General features: G+C 62.6%; 10 protein-coding genes. 9 read left to right on the forward strand and 1 reads right to left on the reverse strand.

Annotation, left to right across the window (positions count from 1 at the left end; translation table 11 throughout):
• Positions 1–90: 90 nt before the first annotated feature.
• From PSR88_RS36970 to PSR88_RS37005, 8 genes are all read left to right on the forward strand, one after another.
• Positions 91–354 (forward strand): hypothetical protein, encoded by a 264-nt coding sequence (locus tag PSR88_RS36970; protein ID WP_016880438.1) that lies wholly within the window; start codon positions 91–93, stop codon positions 352–354.
• Positions 351–1,559 carry a conjugal transfer protein gene (locus tag PSR88_RS36975; protein ID WP_011599891.1) on the forward strand — a complete coding sequence of 403 codons (1,209 nt, stop codon included), beginning with the start codon at positions 351–353 and terminating at the stop codon, positions 1,557–1,559. The genes PSR88_RS36970 and PSR88_RS36975 overlap by 4 nt, the downstream gene beginning before the upstream one ends.
• Before the next feature lie 6 nt (positions 1,560–1,565).
• Positions 1,566–1,892 (forward strand): hypothetical protein, encoded by a 327-nt coding sequence (locus PSR88_RS36980; RefSeq protein WP_005563479.1) that lies wholly within the window; start codon positions 1,566–1,568, stop codon positions 1,890–1,892.
• A 158-nt stretch (positions 1,893–2,050) separates the two neighbouring features.
• Positions 2,051–2,671, forward strand: coding sequence for a hypothetical protein (locus tag PSR88_RS36985; RefSeq protein WP_011599892.1), 621 nt, complete (start codon positions 2,051–2,053; stop codon positions 2,669–2,671).
• 14 nt (positions 2,672–2,685) lie between these two features.
• Positions 2,686–5,196, forward strand: coding sequence for an ATP-binding protein (locus PSR88_RS36990; protein WP_011599893.1), 2,511 nt, complete (start codon positions 2,686–2,688; stop codon positions 5,194–5,196).
• The gene (locus PSR88_RS36995; RefSeq protein WP_016880436.1) at positions 5,193–7,472 is read left to right on the forward strand and encodes a hypothetical protein; all 2,280 of its coding nucleotides are present in this window, start codon (positions 5,193–5,195) and stop codon (positions 7,470–7,472) included. Before PSR88_RS36990 ends, PSR88_RS36995 begins: the two co-directional genes overlap by 4 nt.
• Entirely contained in the window at positions 7,472–9,118 is a 1,647-nt protein-coding gene (locus PSR88_RS37000; RefSeq protein WP_011599895.1) for a M23 family metallopeptidase, read from the forward strand. The genes PSR88_RS36995 and PSR88_RS37000 overlap by 1 nt, the downstream gene beginning before the upstream one ends.
• Positions 9,119–10,515: 1,397 nt before the next feature.
• Complete coding sequence (locus tag PSR88_RS37005) at positions 10,516–12,876, forward strand: FtsK/SpoIIIE domain-containing protein (protein ID WP_011599896.1); 2,361 nt, start codon at positions 10,516–10,518, stop codon at positions 12,874–12,876.
• A 131-nt stretch (positions 12,877–13,007) separates the two neighbouring features.
• Here the strand turns inward: PSR88_RS37005 and PSR88_RS37010 are convergent, their stop codons facing one another.
• Positions 13,008–13,937 (reverse strand): hypothetical protein, encoded by a 930-nt coding sequence (locus PSR88_RS37010; protein ID WP_011599897.1) that lies wholly within the window; start codon positions 13,935–13,937, stop codon positions 13,008–13,010.
• A 280-nt stretch (positions 13,938–14,217) separates the two neighbouring features.
• Here PSR88_RS37010 and PSR88_RS37015 point away from each other — a divergent pair, with 280 nt between their 5' ends.
• Positions 14,218–15,132, forward strand: coding sequence for a hypothetical protein (locus PSR88_RS37015; protein ID WP_148228529.1), 915 nt, complete (start codon positions 14,218–14,220; stop codon positions 15,130–15,132).
• Positions 15,133–15,194: the final 62 nt, after the last annotated feature.

The following is a 15,194-nucleotide window of genomic DNA, read 5'->3' on the forward strand; positions in this document are numbered from 1 at the left end:
CTCAAGCCCCCGGACCCGGATCTTCCTCCAAGTAGAGGCCCACTTTTTCTGTGTGGCGCTCTTCCAGACCCCAGTCGCCAGGAGGACCGGATGCATGAGCTCGACAACTCGCTGCAAGCCCAGCTGCACGATCTCGGCTACGTGCACGCCGTCACCGAGGAGATCCGCCGAGTCGCGGCAGCCCTGGCGGTGAACCCTCTCGATGAAGAGGCGAGCACTTCGCTGTGGCTGTTGGTGTTCGTCGAAGCCCCGGCCGCGCGCGCCGCGCTGTCGCGGGCGTCCGCACTCGACGTCACAGTTTCCGTCCCCGATTGCGCAACGTCCGACCCGACGACAGAAGCCGGCATCCGATGAAAATCGACCTCGCGAAAATCAACAACTTCGGCCGCAGCCCCATGAGCAAGACCGATCCCGCGTCTGAAAATGTCGTCGACTCCGTTGTCGACGAAGCCGAGGAGTTGGCGCGCGCGGAGCGTGCACAGTGGGGCCTTCGGCAGGTGTGGACCACCCGACTTCTCAAGGCAGGAATCGTCGCCGCGCTCGGCGCCGGAATAGTTGCCCTGATCCTCGTCGTCTTCGGATCCTCGCCCACCCGGAGCCTCACCGACAACGCCACCAAGGACACCACAGACGTCGACACAGTCGGTCAGGCGAAAGCCGAAGATCTTGCTCGGCAGTTCGTCGTTGCCTGGCTCCAGGCGACGCGTGGGGATGAACAAGAACTCGATCATTTCGTCTCGGGAAAACCGAGCCTTCCGAGCGCGCCGTTGTTTGCTGCGACTGATCCGGCCGTCGCGTCGATCGACTACGAGCAGAAGTCACGGACGTACGCGGTGACGGTCTCGGTGTCAGTTCGAGCCGCCACTGATGCGAATGCGCCCACTGTTCGTCGCTACTTTCAGGTGCCGGTTGTGGTCACCGAAGCGGGCGTGAGGGCCGCCGCACTCCCCGCCGCAGTAGCTGGCCCGTCGACCTCGATCGACGTCAGACTCGGCTACAAGTACCGGGTCGCCAACCATCCCATCGCCACGTCCGCTCACGAGTTCCTGTCCGCGATGTTGACCGGCAACGGGGAAGTAGCGCGCTATCTCACGCCGGGGGTTTCGATCGCACCGATTGTTCCGGCGCCGTATCGCAGCGTGGCAATCACCGATGTCTATTCGTCGGAAGACCTGAGTGCTGCCAGTGCATCGGCACCGCTGCCTGACGGTGATGTTGTGCGCCTCCTGGTGACGGCAGCGCAGAACGTCACAGAGGTCGGTTCGGTCAGTGGGCAGTACGCGCTGACGATGACCTCCCGCGGCGGCCGGTGGGAGGTCAGCGCAATTGACGCAACGCCGTTGTACCCGCCGGCGGCACCCCGAACACCATCCTCGTCAACGACCGCACCGAGCTCGACCACACCGAGTGCGGGTGCCCCGGAATCCGCATCGTCTGATTCAGGTCAGGTTCCCGCATCGTCTGAATCAGGGCAGACCCCCGCACTTTCAGTGCCGGCTGCCGGCGACGTGCCGTTGTTTTCCCCGTCAGGAACCGATCCTCATTCATCCGGAAGGTAACCCATCATGTCCATTGCGCTCGCCGCCACCGATCCCAACAACGCGGTCCTCGCTGTAGGGCTTTTCGACAAGGCGCAGGAGTTCACCAGCGACGGCAAGCTGCTCCTCCAGTCGGCCGCCGGCTGCCTCGTTTTGTTCTTCCTTCTCAAGAATCTGATGGCCTCATTCACAGTTGCGCGACTCATCACATCAGCGCTCATCGGTGGTGCAGCACTGTGGGTCGTCTTCAACATGGACGTCCTGAAGGACTCGACAGGTGAGGAGTTGGAGAGCGCTCCCGCCGCGGTGCACCTCGTGGCCGAGCCGAGTTCCGGCTTAGACCTTCCCGTGTGATCTCCGCTCGTTCGCACCGGTTGAAAGACGCTTGTCTGCAATGACCTCATTGCGCGACCGACCTCTACAAGGGAGGCTCCAGTGTTCGATGTAGCTAGCACTGCGGAAGCGGGTTCGCGGCTTCGCCGGCATGAAGTCACGAGTGGGCCGGTGCTGCGATGAGCGACGAGCGCACCACCGGGGAAGTCATCAAGAACTTCACCCGCGCTCGCAAGGTGCCGCAGCTGATCGGGCGTACACCCGACGGAAAGAAGCTGCCGTTCGGTCCCTATACCGTTCCGCAGGCCGTCAGCGGCGCAATCGTCGGTGGGCTCCTGTGGCTCCTGCATCCACTGTGGCTTCGGGACAGCATTTCCTGGAACGTCGGATTCTTCGCCTTCTGGTCACTGGGCACCGTCTTTGTCGTTGGCAAACTCCGGTTTGCCGGCCGGAGCCCCGCCTCAGTGGCACAGGGAATCTGCGCCGCAGCCTTCGCGCCGGCCGGTGCCAAGATCCAGATCAACGGCCGCCGGGTGACCATCCGGCCACCCCACCTCGTGCGTCCGAGTGGCTACATCACTGCCGACCCCACGGCCGCCGAACTCAGCGCCACGGTCGTCCCGCAGGCCGTGCACATCGCCGCCGCCGAGGTCACCGAAACCGCATCGGCGGAACCTGTCGCACCACGACCGCAGACCTCCGCGCCGGTGCCCACACCGGCAAGCGGGCCCACCCATCGCGCCGGCCGATCGAGCGTCAAGGAACTCCTCGCTCTGGCTGCTGCAGGCACCTCCGAGTAGAAAGCACCGCCACTATGGAACAGCCGACACTGTCAATGGCCGCGAACATCCGGTGGACGAAGTCCGGCGTTGTCTGGGCGGACTACGTGCTCACGGGCATCGACTACGGTTACCGCCCCGACGTGGACAAGCGCACTGCTCGTACCCTGCACACGATGCTCGTCCGCGCCCTGCCGGGCGAGTCACTGTTGATGGGCATCGCAGCATCGTTGAGCGCCGAAGCCGTCGTTTCCCGAATGACCGAAGGCGTCGATCTCGATGCACACCCGGACTGGGCAACCGAATGCGAAGCGACTCTCGACTCGATCGAGCTATACCGCCCGGGGCAGAGGATCTACTGGCTGAGCATTCCGCTGACCACACCCAAGGTCGTCGATCAGGTCAAGGCCGCGGCTCATTCGGCCTGGACCACACTCTCCGACTACATCGGGCTGCCGCGGACCGCAATTGATGATGACGAGATCCGGGCCCGTGTCCGGCAGGCCAACCGGATCATGGCCGACATCCCCGGTGTCTTCGATGCGCAACCTGCCACTCCCGCTCAGATGGTGTGGCTGTGGCAGCACGCGATGACGCGCGGACTGCATGTCGACCCTGACCTGCCCGACGCAGCCGTGACGCCAGGAGCAAAGTCAGGTGCCGCCCTGTCCGCATGCCGGATCGACGAGGGCGCCCAATCGGATCGAGAGAAGGCTTCGGGTTGGCGAGGCAAGGTCCCGACGTTCAGTCGGGTCCTGAAAGTCGACCAGCCATACGAATTCGTCGACCACCCTGCCTCCTACCAAGTGCTCCTCGCGCTCGCTGACACCCCCGCCGGTGGCGTCTATTTCCCCGGCTCGGAGTTCTTCACCCTCGCTGACGACTTCGGCGATATCGATGTCGACTTTGCCGTACGGCTCAAGGTCACCGCCGGTGCCGATGTCATGCGAGCGAACAAGCGCGCGCTCGAGAACCTGAAGGAGCAGTACGAACAGCGGGAAGGAGAGTTGGCCGGCGGCCAAGGTGTTCTCGACCTCGCTGCCGCCGCGTTGACCGAATACACCTCGTTGCTCGAGACGAACCGCGATGAGGTCGAGGTTGCCTGGACGGCGTTGTTCGCGGTAGGAGCTGATTCCGAGGAGCGTGCACTCGCTGATGCGAAGGCATTGGTGAAAGCGTTCGAACAGCAGGAATACAAGGTGGTCGCGCCGGTCGGCTACCAGGAAGACCTGTGGTGGGCGATGTTGCCTGGCGTTCCCACCTCGAAGATCGTCCGCGAGTTCGCGCAGATCACCACATCGACGCATTTCGCGGCGTACATGCCGTTCATTCGCAACGATCTCGGCGATGGCAGCGGTCCGCTGTTGGCACTGAACATCACCACTTCTCGGATCGGTGTGGTTCACCACGACGTCGCCGGAAAGTCCCTGCGCGACCAGTCCGGATCCTTCGCGGTCACCGGTGAGCTCGGATCGGGCAAGTCGGTCACCATGAAGGTGATCGCCGGCCAGGTCGTCGACTGCGGGGGGCAGGTCATCGGTATCGACCAAAGCGATCTCGGCGAGTACGCCAATTGGGCCAAGGCCGTCACCGAGGCAGTCGTGGTCGACCTCGTCGAACCCGAATACAGCATGGATCCACTGAGGATCTTCGAGGCCGGGGTCGCAGCAGAAATGGCCCAGTCCGTGTTGTTGACACTGCTCCGGATCCAGCCTTCCTCAGACCTGGGCATCGCATTGGCGAAGGTGCTCGAGCCCGAGTACCGCGCAGAGCACCCCTACCAAGGTTTGGGCGAGCTGACCGAACACCTCCTGTCCGGGGCTTGCCCGATCGCCCACGCCCAAGATCTCGGCGAAGCGATGAACGTCTACGCCCGCCGCACCTACGCCGCGGTACTGTTCGGCAAAGATCTACCCCCGCTGCCCATTACTGCTCCCGGCATCATTTTCCGCACCCACAAGGTCGACTTGCCGACCCAGCTGCAGACCGAGAAGCAGCACCTCTATGAGAACCTGCCGCTGGAGAAGCGGTTCGGTCACGCGGTGTACACCCTGATCGCGAAGGTCGCCCGCGGACAGTGCTTCGCCGACCCCGACCAGATGGCGTTGTTCCTCGTCGACGAGGCACACCACCTCCTGGGCGCCGACGACGGAGTCGACATCGTCGAGGACTTCGTGCTGCAGGGCCGCAAGTCCTCTGCCGCCGTGGGACTCGGCGACCAGGACTGCGCGTTCGGCACCCCGAAGCTGCGCGGACTGATCAAGACCCGCATCGCGCACCGGCATACAGACGAAACCCTCGCCAAGCGCGCCATTGAATGGCTCGGCCTCGACCCGGACGACTACGGACTGGTCAAGCAATACATGGAGCAGACAGCTCCGGTAACCGGAAAAGACAAGTACGTCGAACCGCACCGCCGCGGTGAAGGTTACATGCGCGATGGCAGCGGAAACGTCGGTCGTATCAAGACGCTGCTGCCGGCAACCGAGTCTCGCCGAAGTGCAGTGTCGACCACTCCGAAGGACAACAAGCTGGTGAAAGCATGACCGCGGCCGCGGCGTCCTCCCGTGAACGGGAGGTGGTCGGCGCCCCCGAACCCCGGGAGTATTTCAGTGTCCGCGCCGCGGCCAAACGCTCACTGCTGTGGCTTGTCACCGCATGGATTCCGCAATCCTGGCTGACCGCACTGATACACCTGACCCGTCCAGTAACCCGCTGGCTGTGGGCACGCTGGTGGAGCCGGCTCCTCATCCGTCTCATCGCCGGCTGGCACGCGGCCGGCGCCCTCTTGATGGTCGTGGCCACCCCGGCTCTCGCCGATCCCGCCGGCGGCGGCGGTGCGAGCCCGTTCTTCGCCTGGATGAATCTGAAAGATTCGCACGGCATCGACGCGTGGGGCTACTTCCTGTCCATCGACAAAGGCAACGCCTCGGTGGGCGGCGGCTGGCGCATGATCTGGGCGTACATCATCACCCTCGAATACGAGGTCTTCCGCTTCCTGATGGCAACGGCCATCTGGTTCATCACCTGGGTGCTCTCGTTCGAATGGCTCGAGCTGATCCTCACACCCGTGCGCACCATCGCCGACTCGGTCACCTCCATCACCGACCAGTTCGCGCTGACCCCGCTGATGCTCACAGTCGCCGGACTCAGCGTCGCCATCTGGATCATCCGCGGCCGATTCTCCACCGGAATCTACGAGCTCCTCATGTCCTGCGTCATCGCGGCCGCGGCCGTGGGCGTTCTCTCGAACCCGGTTGATCGCGTCCTCGGGGACGACGGGCTGGTGCTGTCGGCGCGAGATGCGGGCCTGGAAGTCGCCTCAGGGCTGGCGAACGGTGGTGATACCAGCGGAAACCCGCAGACCGAGATCGAGACGATCGAATCGAAACTCGTCGACACGTTCATCCGCCAACCAACGCAACTGATCAACTTCGGAGTCGTTCTCGATGCCCCGGAAAACAACGGGAAATGCGTCAAAGAGTTCGACGCCGCGTACCTCGTGAAGCCCAAGGAGCCTGGACTCGCGGACAAAGCGCAGGACGTCGTCTCCGAGATCGCCCCTGGGGCAGGCGTAGCCCTTGACCTGATCAATCCCGACGCGAAACCGGAAGACCGCGTCAAAGATGCCATCGCCAAATGTGAGGGGGAGGACGGGCCGATGAAGGCCTATGCCGACAACCCCGGTCCCGGACAAGCAATGGGCCTGTTTTTCCTGATCTTCGCCGGCGCACTCCTCATGGCCTTCGCGATCTACCTCGCCGGCCGATTGATCATCGCCGCAGGTGTCTCGATCGGCAATGCCATCAAATCGATACCAGGAGTCGTCCTCGCCATCGCACCCTCGATGCGCGGGCAGTTCTGGCGGACCATTGCCAACGTCGCAATGGCGTTGCTGCAGATGATCTTCGCCATCGTCTTCCTCGTGGGATACGTCATGGTCGTCGAGGATCTCTTCGCTGCAGACGAATCGAACCTGATCCGCACGGTGTTCTTCGTCGACATCTTCCTGGTCACCGCACTTCTCCTCTTCCGCCGAGCGGTCAAGGGAATGAAGCGACTGTCGGACAACCTGGCAACAATTCTGGCTAAACGGCCCAACGCCGCACCGACCGCCATTAGTCGCTCAACGCCCACCACAGCGCGCGACATCGCTGCGATGGCCGCCAACGGACGCCACCTGTACCAGGGCGGAAAGGCCGCGGTGAAGGGGGCAGGAGCACTAGCGAAGAAGTCCGGCACTGCCGCGGCAACGACCGGAAAAGTCGCAGCCGGAGCCACGTCGACCGCAGCAACCGGCGGGGCAGCTGCAGTGCTGGTTGCCGGACGGGTCCTCTCCTCGACGGCGAAGCGAGCGAAGAACAAGGTCGACTCGATCGCCGATCCCGACAGCTACCCGAAGTCCACCTCAGGCACGGTCGGTGCCCAGACCAGTCGTGGAACCGCCGCTACGAACGCTGCTGCCGACGCTGTCCGGAGTCGACTGTCGAAAACGGCGGTGTCGGACAAGGCCGGCATCAAGCACCCCATCGGGGTCGCCCCGTCATTGCCGGTCGCCAATCCTGGCCAGGTCCGCGCCTCGGCCACGACGACCAGTAGCCCTGACGGTCGCCGATTCCGCGAATTCACCACCACGTCTGGGGCGCCGGTGATGTTGCCGACTACACCGAGCCGCACCCCGCGACCAGCCAGACCCGCCTCTCCTGAAACAGGGATCCCCAACGGTTCAGCGTCGAAGACTGCTCAGCTGCTCGCTGCCGCAGCGCAGTCCGGATCCGCGCCGGTAGTCAAGCCGAGCGCACTGGCCCACCGAGCTCGCTGATGACGCTCCTCGACACACCACCGTCGACCCCGGACACACAGGAAGGCAGCTCGAAAAAGTGGTGGTGGCTGCTCGCCGGAATACCCGCCTTCGCCATGGTCATCATGATGGCTCCGATACTGGTCATCCTCGCGACGACCGGTAGTGACACGAACTGCGGTCAACCTGTGCCAGACGCCGGCGGCGGCAGCCTCATGGGAATCAAGCCCGGATCCCTCGCGGTCCCGATGGCCGAAGGCACCTACACAATCAGCTCACCCTTCGGTATGCGCGAGGGAGGCATGCACGACGGCCAGGACTACGCAGCACCACTGGACACCCCGTTCTACGCCGCCGGTGACGGCGAAGTCATCGCCGCAGAGCCCGCCGCCGGCTACGGACACTGGATTCGGATCCGGCACACCATCGAGGGCCAGATCGTCGAATCCCTATACGGGCACATGCAGGCGTCCGGGGTCCTCGTCCACACCGGAGACAAGGTCAAAGCGGGCCAACTGATCGGCAAGGTGGGCAGCGAAGGACAGTCGAGTGGACCGCATCTTCACTTCGGCATCTACCCCGGAGGCTGGTCACTGGGCGGCGGAGTAGATCCCATTCCGTGGCTCAAACAACAAGGAACCATATCGCCCAATGGAGGACCAGCAGAGCTGGTCGCACATTCCACCGGTGGCGATCTACCACCGCTGCCCGCCGACAAAGGCAGCGAAGCGCACATGCAGGTCGACTCCATCCGCGTCATGCGCACAATCGCGGCGGCCTTCCCCGAGATCGCCACCATCGGCGGATGGCGCCCCACCGGCGACGTCGCCCAGGACCACCCCGACGGCCGCGCGGTCGACATCATGATTCCCGACTCCGCGAGCGCCCAAGGGAAGGCGCTCGGCGACAAGATCGCCCTGTACCTCCAACAGAACAAAGTGGCCCTCAACGTCGAGTACTTGATCTGGCAACAGCGCTACTGGGATGGCACCGGTGACTGGTCACTGATGGAGGACCGTCACGGCTACACCGCAAACCACTTCGACCACGTACACGTCACACTCGAGGGCGGCGGGATGCCGACCGTCGACTCCCACTACGGCAGCGCTCCGGGCGGTACGACCACCACGGAGCCGTGCCCGCCAGAGGGCGGTGATCAGACCAAGTTCGCCCCTGGCAGCATCCCGCCGCAATACACCAACGCAGTCTCGGCTGCTGGGTCTCTGTGCCCAGAGGTGAGCCCGGTTCTGATTGCCGGCATCGTTCAACAAGAGTCCGGGTTCAACGAAAAGGCCGTCAGCAAGGGCGATGGCGTAAACCAGGGCGGCGCCGAAGGAATGAGTCAGTTCATGCCGGAGACCTGGAAGGCTTTCGGTACGGATTCCGGTCTAGATCGAAACGGAAAAGCGGAACCACCGAACGCTGCCGACCCGTTCAATCCGTACGACGCGATCGCCTCGGAAGGGCACTATCTCTGCCACATCGCCGACTACCTTCGACCGCATCACGACAGTGGAGCCGTCAACGGCGACTTCACCGATCTGATCATCGCCGCCTACAACGGCGGGGAGGGTGCCGTCGTCACCTACGGCGGGATTCCGCCATTCGGCCAGACTCAGGCATACGTGCCGGCCGTGCGTGAGCACATGAAGAAGTTGTCGGCCTGACACTCGCTCGGACGTTATTGCCACACCGAAGATCGGCGCCCGGCACTAAGGCCGGCCACCCACCGCTCGGTAGTGGAAAGTGCGCACTCGGGCAGGGTGAGGCGAATTCATGCCCGTCCCGGGTGAAGTCCGACCCCTTGGCAATAAGGGGTAAGCGGTCCCGCCTCGGGACATCAGCGCAGATCTTCAGCGACACGAAAAACCCCCTGGCGGGGGTGTTTTCGCGAGGAGGACTTGGCAGGTCCTCCGCTTATGGCCTTGGCCGGGCCGTCACTTTTCTGAGGTGAGGTCGAAAGTTGGCGCATTCGAAACTCGTGAAACTCGTACTGCAAACCCAGGCCCAGGGTAACTGACTGCTGCCCGGCCGGCAGCGTTACTCGGACGGGAGGAGCAACCATTTCTTCCGCCCCTGCCGCGAGCGAGCGGCAACGCCGAACTGTTCGTTCAGAGGAGCCCTGCCGGTTGAACCCGTTACGGATGCCGGCGGTGGCGGGACGGCGTTGGGACGGGTTCGCGATCGTTGTGCGAGACCAGCGAGATCAGTGGCATGGCACCAAGGACAGGTACGCACGCGAGGGTCAAGGAACGGATCAACACGCGTGAGATGGGTTGTTGCCTGAGCGGAAATATATCCCTACGCGGGGGATTCGCTCCGTCCATGCTGTCTTCGTTGCGCTGTTCGGAGCGTAACCCACGTGTCAAGGGGGTGGTGGTGCAAATCGGGGATGTCCCGGCTCAGTGCATCTGATGCCGACTCAGCAGATCAGATGCGGCCGACGGTCGATCTGATGCCTGACTCGGTGAATCTGATGCCGGGTCCCCTGGTCGCGGTCGACGTCCTCGTGCGTCGGGACTCAGGCCATGTGCAATCGGTCGGGCGGCACGCCAACAAATTCCACGCGCATCAGATTCAGTGAGGCGAAGTCGAACATTGCGGCTCAGACAATCTGACGCACCGCAGGTCGGCGGCATCAGATTCACTGAGCCAGGACAGGGGATTGCCGTACCGGCATGGCGGTGTCGCAAGGTCGGGTCAATGGGATGAGGATGGGATGCCTCCCAGAGGACTCCACCATGAGGCGATGAGCGCACCGCCTCCAGATGTGGAGCGAGCGCGGATCAGAAAACTTGGCCAGCGCGTGTCACACAAGCTCCCTTACCGGGATCTTCCTCCGAGTAGGAGAGATCAATCAGCGGCGAGGTGGTGTGCTCGCTCGCGCAGGAGGGAGCAGCGTGGAAATGCGAACTGATCAGCGAACTGCGAACGCAAGGTGGCCGCGGCACGGATCGACAGTTGGATACGCCGAGTCAGGAAGTACGAATCGGCGAGCGGAAGGCAATCGCGGTGCCGGCACGCTCGTGATCTCCTCGCCGACTGGTGAAGGCGAGGCCTGGCGATGACAACCACACCTCCGCAGCAAAGTGGTGCGCGGTTTGCACGCTCTCCCCGAATCAGTTCCTTGCCGCCGCGGCCGCACACCTGGCTTCGCGACAGTTTCTGCTTGGGTACCACCGCGGTCGGTGCCAGCGCCGCCGCTCCTCTGTTCGGATACAGCGCCCTCGCGATGCCCGCCGCGGCGGGCTTGTCGATCGCTGCCGTCTACGCCGGAGTAGCCGGCAAACGTAAGCAGCTTCGCGATGTCGACGTCGACGAGGTGATCGAAAGGCTGTGCCCGATCGTGGGGCTGCCGGAGGCCACCCGGGCGGTGCTGTCGACGTCGAAATGGAGTCGTGGATGGCCGGGACTTCCGGGGAAACTCACCGTGCACTACGACTCGACACAGGCACTGAATGACGAGACGTGGCTCGCTGATATCTGCGGGGTCTTCGAAGATCAAGGGTGGGGTTTCTTCGAACTCGACAAGCACGACCCCGCCCGCCGGCGCCTGATCTTCACGCCCGCTGCCGAGCCGGAACGAGAAGTCTCCGACAGCGACCAGGTTGTGCGCGCGAAGCGGATCATCGCCCAGCTGTTGGGCCCGACCGCGACCGTAACCGCAATCGACGTCGCCGCCGAAACCGGCGAAGTGACCTCAATGGAAGTACGTCATGAACTTGGTCCGAAACTGGAATCGGATGGCTACCGGACCCGCGTCGAACGAGGAATGAGCGCGACGTTGCCCGGTCGCTGGAGAGCACGGTGGAACCTTGAAACGGATTGGGTTCGATTCGAGCAACGCACAGCATTCCCGGACAGCGTCTGGTTGCCGGCACCGGACCTCGACCCCGGGGCCGATCTCTTGGCCAGTTACGACTCGGTGGAAATTCCGTACGGAATCGACGAAGACGGCAACGAGGTTGTGTGGAGGCCGGCGATCGACCCGAACCTGATGCTGATCGGCCCACCCGGAAGCGGTAAGACCGTGACCGCCCACAATCTGTTGGTCAACTTCTCGCGACGTGGATGGCCGATCTGGGTCCTCGACGGCAAGTACGTCGAATTCCTGGGATTCCAGGACTGGCCCAACGTACAAGTCGTCGCTACGACCATCGAGCAGCAAGTGGCGTTGGTCCACCGCGCCCGCGATCTCATGGAGTTCCGCTACCAGAAGATCGTTACCGGTGAGGCGACCGAAGCGGACTTCGAACCAGTACTGGTCTTTCTCGACGAATGGGCCGAGTTCCGCGGCAACGTCGAAGATTGGTACTCCAGGGTCAAGCCGAAAGGCGGCACCCGACAGCCACCGGTGCTCAACATGCTGGCGTCGATGGCACGCAAGGCCCGAACCTCGCGAGTGCATCTAGTCTTTGGAACTCAGCGTCCCGACGCGCAGTACTTCCTCGGCGACATGCGTGACAACTTCGCCATGCGCATCTCCATGGGCCGGCTCTCACCACAAGGGGCGCTCATGATGTGGCAATCACCGACGATCGGTACCAGCGTGCCCCGCAAGTGCCGCGGCCGCGGCACCACCGTCACCGACAACTATCAGCCCATCGAGATCCAGTGCTACCGCGTACCCGACCCCCGCAAGACGCGCGCCGGCACCTTCGAGTCCGATCTGCTCGACACCCTCCGACCGCCGATAACACGCCATCCGCGATTGCTGATCGTCCCACCGGACGAACTTCCGGACATCGACGCCACCGACGACATGTCCGATCCAACACCGCTGACGTACTTCGACTACATCGAGGCCGAATGGGTACTGGCCAGCGACCGGCCCGACCTCGATCCGGTACTCAGAAGAGCGAAGATGACCCACGAAACCGATCGGCGTCTCGCGTCACCGACGGCGCTTCTCGGGCTGCTCGGGGGCCGCGCCGAGCCCACCAACGAAGCGGCGGTAGAGCTCGACGACTACCGCACCCCGACGGCCGTCAAGAACGGCGCCACTGACGCCGCCTCGTTCCTCGATCAGCTCTCTGCTCCACAACTCGGTGAATCCTCCGCCGCTCGGGGGGAGTCCTCACGCGCTCGACTAGCCCTGGTCAAAGAGACAGCAGCAACCGAACCAGAGATTCCGGCGGACGGCGGAGCCGAGGTCTTCGGAATACCGGAGGATTCACCTGACACCTACGAGGACCAGTACGGGCCGGTCCGCGATGTTCGCGCTGCCGATGTAGCACTCGGGGACCTGTTGCTGATGGAGGACATCGACGAATGGGTCGTCGTAGACACCGATCCCGAACCGGACATCATCGAAGACTCATTGCTGTCACTGACCTGGCGAAGCGACACCGATGAGTTCGGCGACCTCGCCTTACCTGATAGTTCCTACGTATCGATTCGCAAACCCATCCATGTATCTGGCTGAGCTGGCAACGGGACGGCTCTCCATAGCGGATCGATTCGAGTCGATCAATCCCGACGGCGGTGTGTACCGCGTGGACCTGACCGTCTTCTGACCAGGTCACCCCGAGCGCACGCTGTCCGGCGTCCGAAGGATCAGGGCTGCTCTTGCGGGCCGAACGGGGGAGCTGCGACGAAGGTCCATCCCGACTCGCGATCCCAGTGCCAGCCTTGTCCGAACCTCCCAATGAGCCACAGGTCCGTGAACCCCTCGGGCAGTTTGGGTGAACGGCTGGGCATCTTGTCGAACTGGAGCGGCGCCGCGAAGTGACGGTGCTCGCCGAACTGCGAGTCCTGCACGGGCTCTGGAGCACCGTCGAGGTGGAGGTACACGCCGTGATAGGGGAGCTCCGGTTCCGACATGACCTTTTTGCGGATACCGGCTGGGTCCTTATTGTCACTGGCCAGGAACGCCTCGACGACCTCGACCGTGCTGTCGGGAGTCGTGGTCCCTGTGGCGTGCGACATGAAGTCTATGGCCACTCGCGTTGACCGCTCGCCTTCGCGGACCCTCACTATCTGGACAACTCCTGCGATGGCGTTGAGTTCGCGTTCGAGCTCCACCGTGCTGGTATCTCGCCTGCCTCGGACAAGGGCATCTACGCCCTTGTCCTCCAGCTTGCGGAGCAGTGGACTCAATCGCTCCTGTAAGCCCCGAAAAGTCACGCCGAACTCACACATGACAGCCCAACAACAAGACAGAGTGGAATCGTCGAACCCCCTGAACCGCTGCCGGTATTGGCCAACAGAGCTGCGGTAGTCGGAGTTGGTAATCGAACCCACTTCCAGGACTCCGATGCACCGCCGACACTCGTCGATCTCGGGTTTGTCGAAGACCCGGTAGTCGACCATTCCGTTCTCGCTACCGTCGTCATACGGGTCCAGCCACACAGAAGAGTTGTGTTCGACCATGCGGTGGGCAAGCAGCTCGACGTCTGATTCGCCCTTCTGAGCACGTCCTTTGCGAGCCACCATCACGTCCTTCCTGTCGTTGACAGTGCGAAGGGTATCGGCGCGGGCGATCATCCAGGGATCCGGTGTCCAGAAACGGCCGGTCCGGGAAGGGCGTCCGACAGCTTGTTCTGCGGCGAGCTGACCGTCCCTCCAGAGGTTCCTTTCGAACGGTGGCTATGGCGCTGAGCAGGGACTACGCCAGTTGAGACATAGAGGCTGGCTTCCCAGACCGCCTCGATGGTCGTTCTGGTCGGGGGATTCGGCTCAGGATCGAACTCTCTATCAGATGGGGATTCCCGCTAACGTCGAGTCGGGTCGATTCCTCGACACCTGGACCGGGCAGCATATGCCTATGAACTTCAAGGCGGCGTTCAAGCACACGCCACTGTCAGTCCGATGGATTCTCGGCATCATGTTCGTTGCTGGATGGTGCGGAGTCGCTGCGGGCGTAGTCGGTGATCTGCACGACGTGTGGACCGGTTTGGCCTTCACCCTCAACGTGCTGACTGCACTGATTGGGTTCTGTATCGGCGTTCCTGTCGCATTCTTCATTATCGCAACAGTCGTCGAACAGCGTGCCGACCTGATCGAAGCAGAAGCAATTAACACCCTGACGGCCGAGGCTTGGACGGGGTTTCGAGATGCGGCGCTGAACCTGTGCGATGACGATCTCGAAGAAGTACTGATTGTTAGAACGCCGCCGATGATCGAACTCTATCGAGCTACGTTGACCTCTGCCCGGCAGCACTTGGATGAAGGCGACGACGAGAGTCTAAGCAACTGTCTGCGTGTTGCTGGCGAGGATATAAAAGAGATGCTCTTCGCTGCCAAGCCTATGATTCCAGATTCGGCCGACTATCGAGTTAAGTGGATTTCTATAACGAACAAATGGAAATTAATCGATGAGCAGGTGCGTATTCGGCGGATGGAGAAGAACCTATCGTGGCTACACGAAGATGTGGACTCTGTCCTTTCCTCCCTATGCGATCACAGGCGAACGCCGCTCGATGATTTCTATACGACCTTTAGTATCGGTGCCGGTACAGACCTTATTGTAAGGGCTATGGATCAGGTGTCGAAGCTCTTCTTGACACTTGCGAATTCTGAGACCGATAAGATTAGGAACCTGCTCTTTTCGGAAACTGCGTCTCCCCTTCGGTATGGCCCCGAAAAGCAGCACGAGTTTAACGCCGATCAGTCTGCTAAGTGGGTCAGAACCCTACGGTTAGCCGTGGCTGGCACTGCAAGTACTCAATTCCCCAGTTAGTGTAACTATTGATCTATTACAATATCCGGATCAAACAGATCCCGTTCCCACACCAACGAGGG

The sequence above is a fragment of the Rhodococcus sp. DK176 genome (assembly GCF_038447315.2).
In the GTDB taxonomy this organism is placed as follows: domain Bacteria; phylum Actinomycetota; class Actinomycetes; order Mycobacteriales; family Mycobacteriaceae; genus Rhodococcus_F; species Rhodococcus_F jostii_A.

Excerpts from the sequence above, each read along its gene's own strand:
- PSR88_RS36970 (WP_016880438.1), top strand. The coding sequence starts at position 91 with ATGCATGAGCTCGACAACTCGCTGCAAGCCCAGCTGCACGATCTCGGC.
- PSR88_RS36985 (WP_011599892.1), top strand. The coding sequence starts at position 2,051 with ATGAGCGACGAGCGCACCACCGGGGAAGTCATCAAGAACTTCACCCGC.
- PSR88_RS37010 (WP_011599897.1), bottom strand. The coding sequence starts at position 13,937 with ATGATCGCCCGCGCCGATACCCTTCGCACTGTCAACGACAGGAAGGAC.
- PSR88_RS37005 (WP_011599896.1), top strand. The coding sequence starts at position 10,516 with ATGACAACCACACCTCCGCAGCAAAGTGGTGCGCGGTTTGCACGCTCT.
- PSR88_RS36990 (WP_011599893.1), top strand. The coding sequence starts at position 2,686 with ATGGAACAGCCGACACTGTCAATGGCCGCGAACATCCGGTGGACGAAG.
- PSR88_RS37015 (WP_148228529.1), top strand. The coding sequence starts at position 14,218 with ATGAACTTCAAGGCGGCGTTCAAGCACACGCCACTGTCAGTCCGATGG.
- PSR88_RS36995 (WP_016880436.1), top strand. The coding sequence starts at position 5,193 with ATGACCGCGGCCGCGGCGTCCTCCCGTGAACGGGAGGTGGTCGGCGCC.
- PSR88_RS36975 (WP_011599891.1), top strand. The coding sequence starts at position 351 with ATGAAAATCGACCTCGCGAAAATCAACAACTTCGGCCGCAGCCCCATG.
- PSR88_RS37000 (WP_011599895.1), top strand. The coding sequence starts at position 7,472 with ATGACGCTCCTCGACACACCACCGTCGACCCCGGACACACAGGAAGGC.
- PSR88_RS36980 (WP_005563479.1), top strand. The coding sequence starts at position 1,566 with ATGTCCATTGCGCTCGCCGCCACCGATCCCAACAACGCGGTCCTCGCT.